This is a genomic window from Clostridioides sp. ES-S-0123-01, assembly GCF_020658415.1.
In the GTDB taxonomy this organism is placed as follows: domain Bacteria; phylum Bacillota; class Clostridia; order Peptostreptococcales; family Peptostreptococcaceae; genus Clostridioides.
In genome coordinates this window covers 1-18,660 of record NZ_JACVWD010000010.1, presented here as the reverse complement: position 1 = coordinate 18,660, position 18,660 = coordinate 1, and the positions used below count along the sequence as shown (strand labels likewise).

Sequence of the window (18,660 nt, the reverse complement as noted above, 5' to 3'; positions counted from 1 at the left end):
GGTTCGTATAAAAAGTCAACTGTTTTTTTTGTATAATTAAAAATAAGTTGTTACATTAAGTTAAGGAATACTTTTTTTATTTCTTGTTTGACTGCTTTACCTGATAATTTGCTCAATAAGTATTTTGTCTAAAGGAAATTATACAATCGCCAAAAAAGATTTTACTAAAGATGGTAAACTAAAATTGTACTATTTTATGTATAAAGAAATTATTATAAATATAAAGGCATTAAGCAATAAACTTTAAGAAACTGAGATTGAACGAGAATAACTTGAAGTTTCAAAAACTCATTGACTTGCTGATATATCACAGGATTTGAAAACACTATTATCATATATCACAGGATATTCATATCTAATGCTTAATAAAAACTACCGCTTTAGTGAAGAAGAAAGTATAATATTTTTAGATAATATATATAAAAAGTGAGTATATAATGAAAAGTTAATAGACAATTTAAGTCTGACATTTTTTATAGATTTTTCTGGAAAAATACAGCTTAAACATACACAATTTGAAATGATTGCCTTTCTTCAAAACCTTATTGCCAATGTTGCCAATAATCCAAAATCTGAAAAGCAGATATTTGGATTTCATACAGATTTAGAACATTTACATTAATACTACTGACAATGGTGTTGGAATAAACACGGAGAAAAGGTACATCATTTCAAATTACATTAAAACAAGATAAAGTTTAAATTATTATATAAAAATCCCAAGTTAAAATAAACTTGGGATTTTTGTGTAATAATTAATTTTTGTAAAATTTTTTCTTTAAAGTTATTTCGTCAAAATAAATTCAAATTAACATATCATCAATATTTATATAGAGACTATATGTAACTTATTCTTTTAATACTATCAGATTTATACTTAATATAATCATAGCTACAATTACATAAATAAAAGCTGTAGCTGATGACACAATTCCAGAATCATTTACTAAAAGAGTTACAAAGCATCCTGCTATTGACGCTATAAATCCTTTAAATACGACTGGGTATTCATCAATTAATTGTTTAAAGTATCTAATCTGATTAATCATAAGAACTAAAATTACTCCGATTCCAGTTAGTAGTATATTTACCCATGCACTGGTTTGAGCTAGCTTCAAGTTCATCTCTATCTTTCTGCCAAATGTTTGTATTATTTCTCCTGGTCCATTAAAGTAAACTTCTTTTACAAACATACCTAAATGTGAGTTACTTCCTGAAATCATATCTATAGCTACAAAGGCGCCTAAAACAAGCAATACTGCTACACCTAATAATACAACTTTTTTAAAGTCTATTTTTACATTATATATCAATAGTATAAATAGTAAAAATGCAACACATTCAGAAATAGCAGTTCCAACATTTGCACCCATAGCTGGAGATGCACTCGTAATTAAGATAACTAAAGAAAATACTATTACAGACCACTTTGGTATCTTTTTATATGTAAGCAAAATCGTAAATGTAAATATTGCACTACCTATTGCCACTCCTTGATATTCATTTCCTACTCCGTAGTATCTAGCCCCAATTATACAATCATAACTCATTACATTACTTTTCATTAAATATGAACCAAATGCAGAATCAATAACCATAATCAATATAGTTAAACCTGTAAAGAATAACATATTTTTTAAATCATTCTTTATCAGAACTTTGCTTATTAAGTATATAGTAAGTGTTATTATAATTATTCCTAAAGATATTGCTACTGGTGTTTTAAAATTCATTATTGGAGTTATCATAAATGATAATGGCATTACTATTCCTATTTTTAGAAATTCTTTTAATATAAAAAATATTGTTTCTTTGTGATTTTTCGATATATGCTTTCTAAATAGAATTAGAATCATAGCAACTATCCATGACAAAAATACTATACTTACAAATCCATTAAGTATTGTAGACCTTATGCTTGAAACAGATACTATCTTTTGGTATTCATCCATCAGATACTCTTTATTATCATCTCTGTTAATAAGTTCATACTTCTTTCCAACCATATTTTGATTTTTTATATCAAAGTTATTTAATATCTCAGCTCCAACATCTAGATTAGTAACAATACCTTCTCTTCTAGTAGTTGAAGATGATAACATCCCTTTTCCATTGCCATTTAATTTTATTATTGGAGAAAGCCTTCTTTTATTTTTATAATCTAAATCACTTGGAAATGCACTAGCTATGTAAACAGTATCATTTTCTCCAACCATAGAAAATATATTTTTTAAATATTCATCTATGTTTTTTTCTATCTTGTCTTTCATGTTTTTATATGTTTTTTCATTCAAGTTAGATTTATATAAATCTAACCTATATGTATCTCCAAGTTCTACAAAAACTACATCACTATTTTTATAAGCTTCTTTAGTTTCAGCAACAAGCTTAGTGTAATCAGTTGATATTCCATAAGGCATAGATAAATCTTTTTTATTGATATTATCTACATTTCCGTAAGAAATTCTACCATACTCATCCATAGCTGTTAGGCATAAGTTTCTATTTTTTACAAGTTTACCATTTTCAACTATATCTGCATTTCCTAATACAGATGTTTTTAATTTATTTTCAGATAAACTTTGACCTAATGAACCTAATGTAGAACCATATTCTCCAAAGTTTAGATTCTCATTTATTGACATATTTATAGTCAAATCATTTATACCTTTTGCTTTCTTACCTGTAGCTGATTCAAAAACTATATTTCTATCTTTGCTTGAGCTTTCAAAATTAATATCTTCTTCATTAGCTACATTGGCTCTTCCTCCAGCACCCATACTGGCATATGACCTTCTATCATCACTACCTTTATCGCCTCTTATGTTCATCAAGCCAATATATCCTCTATCTTCTAGCTCTTCTCTCAATGATTTTATTCTTAACATATTGTTCATACTAGTTCTATTCATATCTATAAATATTACTTTTCCATGCGTTGGTATATCATCTGCAAAGCTATACTGGCTCATCGATGTTAATATTATGATAAATGTTGCTAAGAAAGATATAATCTTTTTTCTCATAAATTCTCCCTGCTTTCTGATTTAAATCCTCACACTTAAGAATACATTAAACATTGTCGTTATAAACAAATAAATTTGGACCATCTATTTATAATAAACAGCCCAAATTTTAGGTTTATTTGAATATATCAATTTTTAGGTTTTGCAAATATCATTCTACCAGCAGGAGTTTGAAGAACAGAAGTTACTAAAACTTTTATAGTCTCATTCATATGTTTTCTTCCTCCATCAACAACTATCATAGTTCCATCATCTAGATATGCAACACCCTGTTGAGCTTCTTTTCCTTCTTTAACCACTTGGACAACCATATCTTCACCTGGTATTGCAACTGGTTTTATAGCATTAGCCAACTCATTTATATTTAATACTTCAACACCTTGAAATTGAGCAACCTTATTTAAGTTATAATCATTAGTAACAACTTTTCCATTTAATACTTGGGCAAGCTTTAATAATTTACTATCAACTTCTGCTATATCATCAAAGTCCCTTTCACTTATTTCAACCTCTATATTTAATTCTTTCTGAATTATATTTAATATATCCAGACCTCTTCTACCTCTTACTCTTTTCAAATCATCTGAAGAATCTGCAATATGTCTTAATTCTTCCAAAACAAAAGCAGGAATAATAAGTTTTCCTTCTATAAATCCTGTTTTACAAATATCAGCTATCCTTCCATCAATTATTACACTTGTATCTAATACTTTTGGAGGTATCGCCTTTACTTCTTTTTTATTATCTTTATCCTTATCCTTATCTTTAATAGGATTTGCCAATCTTCCTAATTTTCCAATATTAAATAAATCATTTTTACTTTTAAGCGCAACTTTCATTCCAAGATATCCTAGGAATAAATATAATAGTAATGATAATATTCCACCTACTATTGGTATTCTATTTACTAGCCCACTTAATAAATATGCAATTACAAATCCTACTATAAGACCCATAGATCCTAATAATATATCTGTTTGAGGATATTTTGATAGTTCTTTATCCACAACTTTAGCAATTTCTTTTGTTCTATTCACAACCCATGGCTCTATAAGATATCCTAAAATAGCTATTACTATACCTGCTACTACAGCTGCTATATAACCATAAGTTTCTTTTCCAAATGTTAATATTTCAAAATCTCTCATCAATGTTAAATAGGTCGTTATACCTATCGTAAATCCAAGTAAAATAAACAATATCCTTGTTACTTTCCTTATCAATGCTTCACCCCCTAGTTATACTTATCTATTATAGACCAAAGTGTATATTATATTCAAGAAAAAAGTAGTAAAATTCACTTAAAATTCATTATATGTGTCTATCTAATAATACTAATTGTTTCATTTTTATAAGTCCATTTTTTATATATGTTGCTCTTATTTCACCTATTCCTTCAACTTCATCTAACTCTTCAATAGACGCATCCAATATTTCTTGAAAGTTTTCAAAATAATTTACTAAGTTTTCTATTATTGCTGTTGGTAGTCTATGTATTTTGCTAAGAATTCTATAGCCTCTTGTTTTTATAGGCATATCCATACTTTCTGAAAATCCACTATACCCTAATAGTTTTGCCATATTAAATAATTCTATTAGTTCTTCTGAATTTAAATTTTTAACTTTTTTCATAAGTTCTTTTATTTCAGTATTTTCTTTGTTATAATCTTTGAATATTAATTTCTGATCTATTCTAGTTGTACCCATTAATTCCTCTAATTGCATGCTTACTAAAGTTCCTTCATCCCCCAATTCTATCACATATTTTTCAATTATACTTGTAACTCTCATTACCATTTCCATTTTCTGCATGACTAACGCTACATCATAAATAGTTACCAAATCATTAAACTCTAAAGCATTTAAATTAGTTATAGCTTGATCTAATACTGTTTTATATTTTTCTAAAGTTTGTATTGCTTGATTTGCCTTAGTAAATATCTTAGATATATCTTCGACCACATACTTCTCATTTCCTCTATAAACTGTTATAACATTTCTTCTTTGTGAAATTCCTATAACTATAGCACCAGTTTGTTTTGCTACTCTTTCTGCCGTTCTATGTCTAGTTCCAGTTTCTGACGTTTCTATAAAGTAATCTGGTATAAGTTGTGCATTAGCAAATAATATTTTCTTTACATCACCACTTAAAACTATCGCTCCATCCATTTTGGCTAATTCATATAGATATGATGGTGAATACTCTGCATTTATAGCAAATCCTCCATCTACTATTTTCATTACATCTTCATTTGTTGCAATTACAATTAAACCGCCAGTCTTAGCTCTTAGCACATTGTTTAGGCCTAATCTAAGAGGGGTTCCAGGAGATATCATTTTTAATGCATATAGCATATTTTTGTTATCCAAAAAATTCTCCATATTTATTGATTCCTCCCAAGTACTATATTTATAGCTTGTCTTAAGTTGTCTACTGGCCATATTTCTATACCTTTAGTATCTTTTACAACATCATAATTACTTCTAGGAACTACTATCTTTTTAAAGCCAAGTTTTTTGCACTCAGCAATTCTTTTTTCTATAAAACTTACTGATCTAACTTCTCCTGTAAGTCCTACCTCTCCTGTAACAGCTATATCTTCATCTATAGGTATATTTCTAAAGCTAGATGCTACAGAAATAGCTATTCCTAAGTCAATCGAAGGTTCATTTATCTTTATACCTCCAACTATATTTATATATACATCTTGGTTTTGTATTTGCAGACCAACACGTTTTTCTAAGACTGCTAATAACATACCAACTCTATTATAATCTACTCCTGTAGATGTTCTTCTTGCTATACCAAAACTTGTTGGTGAAACTAATGCTTGTAATTCAAGTAGCATTGGTCTTGTACCTTCTACAGTGGATATTATGACTGAACCTGCTACATCTTTTGGTTTTTCAGATATCAAAATCTTAGATGGGTTATCAAGCTCTACTAATCCCAAGTCCCTCATTTCAAATACTCCAAGCTCATTTGTTGAACCAAATCTATTTTTAACAGCCCTTACTAATCTATATGTATTATATCTTTCACCTTCAAAATATAAAACAGTATCAACCATATGCTCTAATAATTTTGGACCTGCTAGTGAACCTTCTTTGGTTACATGACCAACTATGAATGTTGAAATTCCCATTTTTTTAGAAATCTTCATGAATTTTGAAGTACCTTCTTTAATTTGGCTGACAGTGCCTGGTGCTGAAGATATTTCTGGACTAAAGACAGTTTGAATTGAGTCTAGAATTATTAATTGTGGATTTACACTTTCTAAATAAGATTCAATTATACTCAAATTATTTTCAGCAAATATATATAAATTTTCTGAATTAATACCTAATCTTTTTGCTCTCATTTTTATCTGTGATTCTGATTCTTCTCCAGTTATATATAAAACAGTCTTTCCTAAATTAGCTACATTACTAGAGACTTGAATTAAAAGTGTGGATTTACCTATACCAGGGTCTCCACCAACAAGTACTAGAGAACCTTTAACTATCCCTCCACCAAGAACTCTATCTAATTCTTTTATGTCTGTTGTAAACCTTTCTTCTTCTTTACTCTCTATTGAAGTTATACTAACTGGTTTAGATGAAGATTTATCTATTATAAAGACCTCTTTTTTTGTGCTTTTTTGATCTACTTCTTCTACAAATGTATTCCATTTTGTACACTCTGGACATTTTCCAAGCCACTTAGCTGTTTCATATCCACAAGATTGACATACATATTTAGTTTTTATTTTTGCCATATTTTAATCATCCTTAATTTATTATTATATACTATAATTTTAGCATATGTGAAAGATAATAGGTAAAGATTAAAAAAAATAATTAAGGGCAATGAATTATTTTAGATTCATTGCCCTTAAAATTTTCTTTAAACCCTAAAGCTTATATCTATAAGATTTTAAAATGCAACTCTATTGAATTATTTAGTTTCAAAAACTATTTTTTCATCTTTAACTTTTGCTATTATATTACTTCCTTTTTTTACATCGCCTCTTAAAATCGCTTCAGATAACTCATCTTCTAGTTCTTTTTGTAAGGCTCTTTTAAGAGGTCTTGCTCCATATTCCAAATCAAATCCAGATTTAGAAATTAATTTTATAGCTTCATCACTCATTTCTAGTTTTATATCCATATCTTTTAGTCTTTCTTGTAATTTATCTACCATTAAAATTACTATTTTAGATATATGCTCTGTATTTAATGAATGGAAAACTATTATATCATCTATTCTATTTAAAAACTCTGGTCTGAATCTTTGCTTTAATTCACCCATTATGTTTTCTTTCATTTTTTCATATTGAGACTTTTCTTCTTCATCTCCTTTAGCTATACTAAACCCTAAAGTTTTTTGTCTACCAATTGTAGATGCACCAACATTTGATGTCATTATCACAATCGTATTCTTAAAATCAACAGTTCTTCCTTTTGAATCTGTTAATCTACCATCATCTAGAATTTGTAATAGAATATTAAACACATCTGGATGAGCTTTCTCTATCTCATCAAATAAAATAACTGAATATGGGTTTCTTCTTACTTTTTCAGTTAATTGACCTCCTTCATCATGACCTATATAACCAGGAGGTGAACCTATCATTCTTGATACAGCATGTTTTTCCATATATTCAGACATATCAATTCTTATTATTTGATTTTCATCTCCAAATTGCACTTCTGCTAATGCCTTAGATAACTCTGTTTTCCCTACTCCTGTAGGTCCTAAAAATAAGAATGAGCCGATTGGTCTATTAGGGTCCTTAAGACCTGCTCTTGACCTTCTTATTGCCTTGGAAATAGATTTTACTGCTTGCTCTTGACCTATAACTCTATTGTGTAAGATTTCTTCAAGTTTTAAGAGTCTATCAGCTTCTTCCTCAAGAATTTTATTAACAGGTATTCCTGTCCATAAACCTACTACTTCAGCAATGACTTCTCCATCAACTAAATCAGAATGTTTAGATGACTTATTCCATCTTTCTCTAACATCTTCTAATTGTTTTTTAAGTATGCCTTGTTCATCTCTTATTTTTGCTGCTTTCTCAAAATCTTGGCATCTTACTGCCTCTTCTTTTTCTTTATCTATATTTTCTATTTCTAATTCTAATTTTTTTATTTCGGCTGGAGGAGTATTTTCCTTTAGCCTCACTTTTGATGCAGCTTCATCAATCAAATCTATAGCTTTATCTGGTAGATATCTATCTGATATATATCTAGTTGATAATTCTACAGCTGTTTTTATAGCATCATCAGTTATTTTAACTTTGTGATGAGCTTCATATTTATCTCTCAATCCTTCTAATATTTTTATTGAATCTTCTTTACTTGGTTCATCCACCATAACTGGTTGGAATCTTCTTTCTAGTGCAGAGTCTTTTTCAACATGCTTTCTATACTCATCTATTGTTGTTGCACCTATAACTTGTATTTCTCCTCTAGCTAATGCAGGTTTTAATATATTTGACGCATCTATAGATCCTTCTCCTGTAGACCCAGCTCCTATTATTGTATGCATCTCATCTATAAATAAAATTATATTTCCATTTTTAACAACTTCATCTACAACTTCTTTAATTCTTTCTTCAAATTCTCCTCTATATTTAGCACCAGCTAATAATGAACCCATCTCTAAAGAATACAAAGTTTTACTTTTTAGTGTTTCTGGAACATTTCCTAATGCTATATTTGTTGCTAAACCTTCAGCTATAGCTGTTTTACCTACTCCTGGGTCTCCTATTAGCACAGGGTTGTTTTTAGTTCTTCTACTTAATATTTGTATAACTCTTTGTATTTCTTTTTCTCTTCCTATAACAGGGTCTATTTTATTTTGTTTTGCATATAGTGTAAGATTTCTTCCATATTTATCGAGAATCTTGGACTCTGTTTGATTTTGGTTGCTCGTGTAACTATTTTCTGATTTATATTGATTATTATCACTCATACCCATCATATCAATTGTTAATTGGGCTAGAGTTCTGTCATTTACACCTGCATAGTTCAAAACTTTATTAGCTATTCCTTCTCCTTCTTGAATAATAGCTAATAATATATGCTCAGTTCCTATATAATTTGTTTTTAATTTATTTGCAAACATTCCTGATAGTTCCAATATTTGTTTACTTCTTGGGCTTAATACTATGTCTTCTGGAATTCCTTCGCCCTTACCTTCCATATCAATTATTTTGCCTTCTAAATAAGCCTCTGTAAATCCAACTTTACTTAGAACTTTGGCAGCTATTCCTTCTTCTTCTTTTAAAAGCCCTAAAAGTATATGCTCGCTTCCAACAATATTATGCCCTAAGTTTTTAGCAGACTCAAACGCTAAATCAATTGCTTTTTTAGCTCTTTGTGTAAATCTATTGAAGTTCATAATTTATCCCTCCTCTTAATTTTTCCAAAGTTTCTCTAATGTATGTTGCTCTATTTATATCTCTATTTTCAACATCATCACTCTTATACATTATTGACTGATGTGCTGGTTGTATACCTATCATAAGTTGTTCTATAGCTTTTAAATCTAGTTTTTTTATATAGTTCATTTCTATTCCCATTTTTATATTTGATAGATGACTCATTGCCTCTGAACTACTCATTACCCTTGAATTTTCAAGTGTTCCTATTGACCTAAATATTTTATCTTCTAATTTTATACCCAATTTTTTTTGTAATATTTCTCTGGCTTTCACTTCTTTTGAAATTGCATCCTTTGTAAGACCACTTACATTCTCTATAATATTAGACTCTGTTCTTCCAAGCGTAAGCTGATTAGATATTTGGTATATATTTCCCAATGCTTCTGTTCGCTCTCCATATATACCTCTTATTGCTATACCTATTTGTGATGAAATCTTATAAAGTTCATCCATATAGCCTAATTGACTCAATGCAGGCAAGTGCATCATTACAGAAGCTCTCATTCCAGTTCCCGTGTTAGTTGGGCAAGATGTTAGATAACCCAACTTTGTGCTAAATGCATACTCTAAATTTGATTCTAATAAATCATCTATCTCATTTGCTATGTTATAAGCATTTTCTAAATTTAAATCATCACACATAGTTTGTATTCTTATATGGTCTTCTTCATTTATCATTATACTTACAGTTTTATCTTTTTTTACTATAACAGCACTTTTATCATTTTCTGCTAAGTCTGGACTTATCATATGCTCTTCAACCATAAGCATCTTTTTAGATTGGTCTAAATCTTCAATCTTATAGAAATCAAACTCTTCTTTATGTTCTAAACTAGAATTCATAAATGCATTTTTTACCTTTTCTATTATTTCCATAGCACACTCTTTATCTAACCTATTTGGAAAAGGATAATTGCTCAAGTTCCTAGCCAGCCTAACTCTTGATTTCATGACTATATTCTCTTTCATAATATCACTCCAATCTTAGTCAATAGAGCCTTTCAAATACTTAATCTTATCTCTAAATTGAGCAGCTAATTCATACTCTTCATTTTTTATAGCTCTATCCAAATCTTCTTTTAATTCTCTAATCTCATTTTCTACACTTATTTTATAAAAAGATTTTTTAGGTGCCTTACCTATATGTTCTATATGACCATGTATATTTTGAAGCATTGGATTTACTTGACTACTAAATGCATTATAACATTCACTGCATCCAAATCTTCCATTATTCTTAAATTCACTATATGTCATATTACATTTTTGGCAAACTAACTTTTCTTCAAGCTCTTTTTTAGGTTGAAATCCTAAGTTGGAAAATATATCCATCATTGAAAAAGGCATATCTAAATTAAAATTCATCTCTGTATTTTCTTTAGCACATTCACTACACAGATACATTTCTGTCTTTTCTCCATTGACTATTTTATTATAATATACAGATGCTTTATTTTTATTGCATTTTTGACATAGCATAAATTATCACTCCTCTATACTAAATACTCCTATTATTATATTCTTTAAAACATTAGACCTTACCTTCTCTTTTAATTCATATACTGGCATACATAATGATTTATCATCTATTGCATATAATATTAGTTTTAATTCTCTTTCACTAATTAAGTCTGATTCTCTCAAACTTTCCACCAACTCTTTTGCTTTCTTATAGGATATTTGGCTTCCTATTCTTTCGTTTAGTATTTCTCTAATATGTCCATCTTTGCTTCTTCGTATTTTTTCTATCTGAACATATCCTCCGCCACCTTTTTTGCTTTCTATATAATAACCTTTATCTATGGTAAACCTTGTTGTTAAAACATAATTTATTTGTGATGGTGCACAACTAAACAAGTTTGCTAGTTCATTTCTTTGAATCTGTATACTATTATCCTCTTCCATCAAATCTTTAATAAATTTTTCAATTATATCTGTCATAGTTGCCATTTATATCACCACACACCTTTTTATTTTGACTTTCTTTGACTACTATTTTACACCTATTATTTAAATTTTTAAAGCCCTAAATTGTGTAAATTTATTTTTTTCATAATAATTTAAATAAGGTGTCCATCTTTTGTTAAATATAATCTTCTACTTCTTACATTTATAACAATTAAGTCTTAAAATTATTGGTTATTAATTGATTTTTAATGTATCTATACCTTGTATTTGTAAATATACCTTCATATCATTATTATTAAACATTTCTAAAAATAATAATATAAAAAGATACTTTCTTTTATTAAAACAGTTTAAGAAAGTATCTTTTATTCTTCACATTTTTTATTACTTTAATTTGGTTTTTTCTTGTTTTTTATAAAAACACATAAAAACTAGATATACACTTCTTTAAAATAAGTATATACCTAGTTTTAATTACAAAATTATTTTACATAATAGATGGATATTAATTATTTAATGTTCTATCTTCTTTATTACTTTGCAGTAGCTAGTCCAATTATTTTTTCTGCAAATTGTGATGGAACCTCTCCATATCTTTCTAATTCCATTTCAAAATACCCTCTACCTTGTGTCATTGCTCTTAAATCTATTGCATATTTAAATGTTTCTGCTTGTGGAGCCTCTGCAAATATTATTTGTTTTCCTTTATTATCTGGCTCCATACCAAATATTTTTCCTCTTCTCTTGTTTATATCTCCCATAACATCTCCCATATATTCTTCTGGAACAGTTATCTTAAGTTTCATAATAGGCTCTAATAATATTGGATGAGCTTCCTCCATACCTTTTTTAAATGCTGCACTTGCTGCCATCTTAAAAGCCATTTCAGAAGAGTCTACATCATGGTATGAACCATCATAAAGTGTAGCCTTTATATTTGTAACAGGGAAACCAGCCAATACTCCTTTTTGCATAGAATCTTTTAACCCTTTTTCTACTGCTGGTATATATTGTTTTGGTACAGACCCACCAAATATTTCTTCTGTAAATTCAAAATCAGATTCACATCTTTCAAATCTTATCTTTACATCTCCATATTGACCATGGCCACCTGATTGTTTCTTATGCTTACCTTGTACATCAGCTGTTTCCTTTATAGTTTCTCTATAAGGAACTTTAAGGTCATTTAATTCAACATCTACCCCGAACTTATCTTTCATTTTATTTTTAATTGTTTTTATATGAAGCTCCCCTTGTCCTCCTAAAAGAGCTTGTTTTGTCTCTGTATTTCTATACCAATGTAATGTAGGGTCTTCCTCTACAAGTTTGTTTAATACAGCAGCTACCTTTTCTTCATCACCCTTATTCTTAGGATTAACAGCATAATATATTTGTGGTTTAGGGAAGTCTATCTTATCTAAAGCTTCTGCATCTTTATCTACAGATATAGTATCTCCTGTCTTTAGAGAATTAACTTTAGTTACAACTACTACATCACCAGCCTTAGCTTTGTCTATTTCAACTAACTCACTATTTCTCAATGTATATATGTTAGCTATTTTTTCTTTTATGTTTTTGTTTATATTAAAAACTTCTTTATCTTTAGAAATTGCACCTTGAGTAATTTTTATATATGACATTTTTCCTACAAATGGGTCAACCATAGTTTTAAATACTAATCCTTTAAATGGCTTACTCTCTTCTGTAAATATAGGTTCTAGATAATTTGATATTGTATCTAAAATTTCTTTTGTTCCTATATTATTTATAGTTGAACCACATATTACAGGTATAATATCTCCTCTTTGTATACCTATAACAATACCTTTTTGGATTTCTTCTGTAGTTAACTCTTCTCCATTAAAATACTTATCTAATATTTGATCATCTGTTTCTGCTATAAGTTCCATTAAAGCTTCTTTTACACTCATAGCTTGTTCTTTAAATTCACCTTCTAAATCATCTATATTTTCAAATACATTATGTAACTTGACAAAGTTTTTATCTTTGTATATAGGACTTATCATTGGAACTATCTTATTATTGTATTTTTCTCTTAACATTGCTATTGCATCTTTATATCTTGCTTTTTCATTATCTATTTTATTTATAAACATTATCTTAGGAATACTCTCAGTTAGTTCTAATGATTTCTCTGTACCAACTTGAATAGGTGCTGTTGCATCTATTACTATTATTGCTGCATCACTTGCTCTAAGAGATGATACAACGTCTCCGCTAAAGTCAAAATATCCTGGTGTATCCAATAAGTTAAACTTATAGTCATTATATTCTATAGGTATTAATCCCATACTATAAGTCATATTTACCTTGTCAGTTAATTTAGGTATCTTATTAGTGTTTGCTGTGTAAGCTATAGTTTCGATTAGATTTGTTTTACCACATCCGCTATGTCCTAATACTGCTACATTTCTCAACATATTACTATCATAAACCTTCATATAAGCACCCACCTTTTAAATTTATGTATTTTCTCTTAGCTGTTATTTCCTAAGAAATAGTCTAGAAAATGTTTATTATTTTTAGAATTTTTAGATAACATTTTCCTTACTAGCTTTATTTCTACATAGGGATATAATTTTCCTCTTTTTTTTAACAAATATTTAATTTAAACAAATAAAAACACTCTAAATATTTAATAAAAATATTTTAGAGTGTTTTATAAGTTGTTTCAATTCAATTATTTCATTATCATTAATAGTTGTTTATCTTCAACCATATCATCTTCTTTTACTTTAATTGATTTAATTACTCCATCAGTTTTAGCAACTATTATAGTTTCCATTTTCATTGCTTCTATAACTATTAATGGTTGATTTGCTTTTACTTCATCTTCTTCTTTAACCATTATTTTTATAACTTTTCCTGGTATACTTGCTCCGATTTGAAGTGGATCATTCATATCAGCTTTCTCAACATTAGTAACTTTTCCAGAGAAGTTTCTATCTTTTATTTCCACTTCTCTAACCATTCCATTTAATTCAAAGCCTATAGTTCTAAATCCATCTTCTTTAACTTCACCAATTTCAACTAATCTTATTGTTAATACTTTACCTTCTTCTATTTCTACTTCACATTCTTCATTTTTATTTAATCCATAGAAGAATACATCACTTTCAAGTTTAGATATATCATTATAATGTTGTAAATGTTTAATATAGTCTTCATAAACTTTTGGATATAAAGCATAACTTATAACATTTCTTATATTTGCATTTATATCATATTTTTCATTTAGATATTTTGCTATGTCATCAAAATCTTCTGCTGGTAATAGTGAACCAGGTCTTACTGTAATAGCTTCTTCGCCTTTTAAAACTACTTCTTGTAAATCTTTTGGGACTCCACCTTCTGGTTGACCAATCATACCTTTACAGTAGTCTACAACAGAATCTGGGAAGGATAAGTTCTTACCTTCTTCTATTATATTATTTTTATCTAATTTATTTTTAGTCATAAAGATAGCTAAATCTCCTACAACTTTTGAAGATGGTGTTACTTTTATTATATCTCCTACAACTTCATTAGCTTCTTTATATTTTTCTTTAACTTCATCAAATCTATTAACTAATCCTAAACTATCAGCTTGAGGTTTTAAGTTTGTATATTGACCTCCTGGTATTTCAAAATTGTATATTTCTGCACAAGAGTTAGTTAAGTCACTTTCAAATTTATTATAGACTTTTCTTAAATCTTTATAGTATTTTCCTAACTCATCATATCCAAATAAATCTATACCTGTATCTCTTTCTGTATTTTTAAGAGCTTCTACTATTGCATTAAGTGATGGTTGACTTGTAAGTCCTGCCATAGATTCTAATGCAGCATCAATTATATCTACACCAGCTTCTGATGCCATCAAACAAGTTGCCACACCATTTCCACTTGTATCATGAGTGTGTAAATGTATTGGTGCTTTTACATTTTTCTTTAGTTCTTTAACTAATGTATAAGCAGAATATGGTTTAAGAAGTCCTGACATATCTTTTATTGCTATTATGTCTGCTCCTAAACTTTCTAACTCTTTTGCCATCTTAATATAATATTCTAAGTCATATTTAGTTTTAGTCTTATCTAATATATCACCTGTATAACACATAGTTGCTTCAACTATTTTTCCAGTTTCTAGAGCTGTATTAATAGATGGTTTCATATTTTCAACCCAGTTTAATGAGTCAAATATTCTAAATACATCTATTCCTTGTTTAGCAGACTCTTTTGTAAATTCTTCTATTACATTATCTGGATAGTTTTTATATCCAACTCCATTTGATGCTCTAAGCAACATTTGGAACATTATACTTGGTATTTCTTCTCTTAGTTTTTGTAATCTACGCCAAGGTGACTCTTTTAAGAATCTATATGCAACATCATAAGTAGCTCCACCCCACATTTCAAGTGAGAATAAATCTTTTTGATATTTTTCTGTTGGTTTAGCAGCTTTTAATAAATCATATGTTCTTAATCTTGTTGCCAATAATGATTGATGTGCATCTCTCATTGTTGTATCTGTTAATAATAGTCTTTTATCATTTTTTATTTTTTCTATATATGCAGATTTACCTAACTTATCAAAAAGTATCTTACTTCCTTCTGCCTTTGAACCATCTTTATTCATTCTTGGTTCATGTAACGCATCAAATAATGGTTTTTCTTGACAAGCGTTATCATTTACAATTACATCACCTATAAATTGAAGTAATTTTGTTCCTCTATCTTTACTTTCTGTTATTTCAAATAAATCTGGATTTTCATCTATAAATTTAGTACTACATTTACCATTTGAGAATATAGGATTATTTAAGACATTAACTAAGAATCCTACATTAGTCTTAACACCTCTAACTCTAAGTTCTTTTATAGATCTTATAGTTTTGTTTATTGCTCCTTGGAATGTTCTATCCCAAGATATTGTCTTAACCAGTAAACTATCATAGTGAGGACTTATGTTTGCTCCTGTAAATCCATTTCCACCATCTAGTCTTATACCAAATCCTGAACCAGTTCTATAAACTTGAATTTTACCTGTGTCTGGCATAAATCTATTTTTAGGGTCTTCTGTAGTTATTCTACATTGGATAGAATACCCTCTTATTTCAACATCATCTTGTGATTTTATATTTATTTCTTCACTATCTAGGCTGTATCCTTGAGCTATTAATATTTGACTTTGAACTATATCTATTCCTGTAACCATTTCTGTTACAGTATGCTCAACTTGTACTCTTGTATTCATTTCTATAAAATAATGACCACCATTTGCATCTACTAAGAATTCTAGTGTCCCTGCATTAGAATAGCCTACATATTTTGATAACTTGACTGCATCATCACATATTTCTTTTCTTACTTTTTCATCTAATGAAAATGCTGGTGCATATTCTATTATCTTTTGATGTCTTCTTTGAACAGAACAATCTCTTTCGTATAAATGAACTATATTTCCATAGTTATCCCCTAATATTTGAACTTCTATATGTTTTGGGTCAGCTATATATTTTTCTATGAATATAATATCTTCACCAAAAGCTTTTCTTGATTCACTACAAGCAGTTTCATATTCAAGCTCTAAATCTTTTTCATGATGTACGATTCTCATACCTCTACCGCCACCACCATTAGATGCTTTTATCATAACAGGATAACCTATTTTATTTGCAACTTCTTTTGCTTCTTCAGTACTTCTTATTGCTTTTTCCACCCCTGGTATAGTTTGAACATTAACTTCTTTTGCAATTTTTTTAGAGTTTATCTTATCCCCCATCATATTCATTACTTTAGATGATGGGCCTATAAAAGTAATTCCATTTTCTTCACATTTACGAGCAAATTCTGCATTTTCTGCTAGAAAACCATATCCTGGATGTATAGCGTCAACTTTTTTTCTCTTTGCTAAGTCTATTATTCCATCCATATCTAAGTATGCATCTATTGGACCTTTGCCTTCCCCTATTAAATATGATTCATCTGCTTTTGTTCTAAATAATCCGTATTTATCTTCTTTACTATATATACCAACACTTTTTATCCCCAATTCTGAACAGGCTCTAAATATTCTTATAGCTATTTCGCCTCTATTAGCTACTAGTATTTTATTAAACTTTTTAAGCATACTCTATTCTTCTCCTTTATTGTTTGTGTAATATTAAAGATTATAGACTAAAATACTTTATTTTTGAAGATGTTTAAGCAAGTTCCTTAATTAATAAGATAAATTTATAAATATATATAATTTTTAGACTGTATAAACTCAATTTACCTCACTAAAATTAAGGGGTTTTTTATGGGATTTCAGACAAACTTGTGTGAAAATTTCTACAATTGACCTTATTTTATACTATTTTTTTCTCTGTTTACATAATTATTTTCATCTTTACGTAATATTTCACATACTTTTCTCAATATAGTTCATATCTTAATCTATCTGTCTTAACAAACGTTTTATTACATCAGAAAGTTTTAGATGACCTAAATCTGCATATGCTATAACTAGTATTATTTTTACTACTCCTTCTACCTCATCTAATTTATATGCTCTAGCATTTATTATTGTGTACTTTGGCATAAGTTCTTCTAAACCTAGTGCAAGTTCATCAGATAAAGTCATATATTCATCAAATTTTTCCTCATCAGATAAGGTGATATATTCATCTTGCTCACTTATAATAGTATCTAAATAATCCATATTTATACTTAATTGATAAGCTATTATGTCCTCTCTTTTTGTGCTTTTACTCAAATCCTTTTCAACTTTGAACTTACTATTCTTATCTATTATTATTTTAAGTTCTTCACTATCAACTATTTCATTTCCTATAATTATATACAAACTTTTTACCTCCTAAATATAAATCTTTTTTAATCAAAAATAAAACCTCTAGTAAAATTACTAGAGGTTTGCACTGGTGGGATTAACAGGGCTCGAACCTGTGACCCCCTGCTTGTAAGGCAGGTGCTCTCCCAGCTGAGCTATAATCCCTCGATGTTTATATGGTGCGCCCAAAGGGACTCGAACCCCTAACCTTCTGATTCGTAGTCAGACACTCTATCCAGTTGAGCTATGAGCGCATTTTATTGGAGGCGACACCCAGATTCGAACTGGGGATCAAGGAGTTGCAGTCCACTGCCTTACCACTTGGCTATGTCGCCACCTTTTTGGTGATCTATCCGCGACTCGAACGCGGGACACCCTGATTAAAAGTCAGGTGCTCTACCGACTGAGCTAATAGACCATATTAGTTGGGGTGGATAATGAGAGTCGAACTCACGACCTCCAG

Annotated in this window: 11 protein-coding genes and 4 tRNA genes; all 15 read right to left on the bottom strand. The window is 29.0% G+C overall.

What is annotated here, in order from left to right:
- Window positions 1-848: 848 nt before the first annotated feature.
- The 15 genes from IC175_RS17885 to IC175_RS17815 all read right to left on the bottom strand — a co-directional run bounded on the left by IC175_RS17885 (window position 849) and on the right by IC175_RS17815 (window position 18,615).
- A complete protein-coding gene (locus IC175_RS17885; RefSeq protein ID WP_227851840.1) occupies window positions 849-3,026 on the bottom strand; it encodes a hypothetical protein in 2,178 nt (725 codons plus the stop codon).
- A 128-nt stretch (window positions 3,027-3,154) separates the two neighbouring features.
- A complete protein-coding gene (locus tag IC175_RS17880; protein ID WP_227437104.1) occupies window positions 3,155-4,249 on the bottom strand; it encodes a PIN/TRAM domain-containing protein in 1,095 nt (364 codons plus the stop codon).
- An 88-nt stretch (window positions 4,250-4,337) separates the two neighbouring features.
- A complete protein-coding gene (gene disA / locus IC175_RS17875) occupies window positions 4,338-5,408 on the bottom strand; it encodes a DNA integrity scanning diadenylate cyclase DisA (RefSeq protein WP_227437106.1) in 1,071 nt (356 codons plus the stop codon).
- Between the two features lie 2 nt (window positions 5,409-5,410).
- Window positions 5,411-6,784, bottom strand: a complete 1,374-nt coding sequence (gene radA, locus IC175_RS17870; RefSeq protein ID WP_227437108.1) for a DNA repair protein RadA — start codon at window positions 6,782-6,784, stop codon at window positions 5,411-5,413.
- A 179-nt stretch (window positions 6,785-6,963) separates the two neighbouring features.
- A complete protein-coding gene (locus IC175_RS17865) occupies window positions 6,964-9,411 on the bottom strand; it encodes an ATP-dependent Clp protease ATP-binding subunit (protein WP_227825400.1) in 2,448 nt (815 codons plus the stop codon).
- Complete coding sequence (locus IC175_RS17860) at window positions 9,398-10,423, bottom strand: protein arginine kinase (RefSeq protein ID WP_227825399.1); 1,026 nt, start codon at window positions 10,421-10,423, stop codon at window positions 9,398-9,400. Before IC175_RS17860 ends, IC175_RS17865 begins: the two co-directional genes overlap by 14 nt.
- Before the next feature lie 15 nt (window positions 10,424-10,438).
- Complete coding sequence (locus IC175_RS17855) at window positions 10,439-10,933, bottom strand: UvrB/UvrC motif-containing protein (RefSeq protein WP_227437113.1); 495 nt, start codon at window positions 10,931-10,933, stop codon at window positions 10,439-10,441.
- Window positions 10,934-10,939: 6 nt separating this feature from the next.
- Window positions 10,940-11,404 carry a CtsR family transcriptional regulator gene (locus tag IC175_RS17850; protein ID WP_227437114.1) on the bottom strand — a complete coding sequence of 155 codons (465 nt, stop codon included), beginning with the start codon at window positions 11,402-11,404 and terminating at the stop codon, window positions 10,940-10,942.
- Between the two features lie 491 nt (window positions 11,405-11,895).
- Window positions 11,896-13,824: an elongation factor G gene (locus IC175_RS17845; protein ID WP_227437116.1), complete on the bottom strand. Its 1,929-nt coding sequence runs from the start codon at window positions 13,822-13,824 to the stop codon at window positions 11,896-11,898.
- A gap of 239 nt (window positions 13,825-14,063) precedes the next feature.
- Complete coding sequence (locus IC175_RS17840; RefSeq protein WP_227483617.1) at window positions 14,064-17,495, bottom strand: pyruvate carboxylase; 3,432 nt, start codon at window positions 17,493-17,495, stop codon at window positions 14,064-14,066.
- 303 nt (window positions 17,496-17,798) lie between these two features.
- Complete coding sequence (locus IC175_RS17835; protein ID WP_227437120.1) at window positions 17,799-18,212, bottom strand: hypothetical protein; 414 nt, start codon at window positions 18,210-18,212, stop codon at window positions 17,799-17,801.
- Between the two features lie 74 nt (window positions 18,213-18,286).
- Window positions 18,287-18,362: transfer RNA gene (locus tag IC175_RS17830), tRNA-Val, on the bottom strand.
- Between the two features lie 12 nt (window positions 18,363-18,374).
- Window positions 18,375-18,451 (bottom strand) — tRNA-Arg (locus tag IC175_RS17825).
- A 7-nt stretch (window positions 18,452-18,458) separates the two neighbouring features.
- A tRNA-Cys gene (locus tag IC175_RS17820) sits at window positions 18,459-18,532 on the bottom strand.
- Between the two features lie 7 nt (window positions 18,533-18,539).
- Window positions 18,540-18,615: transfer RNA gene (locus tag IC175_RS17815), tRNA-Lys, on the bottom strand.
- Window positions 18,616-18,660 lie beyond the last annotated feature (45 nt).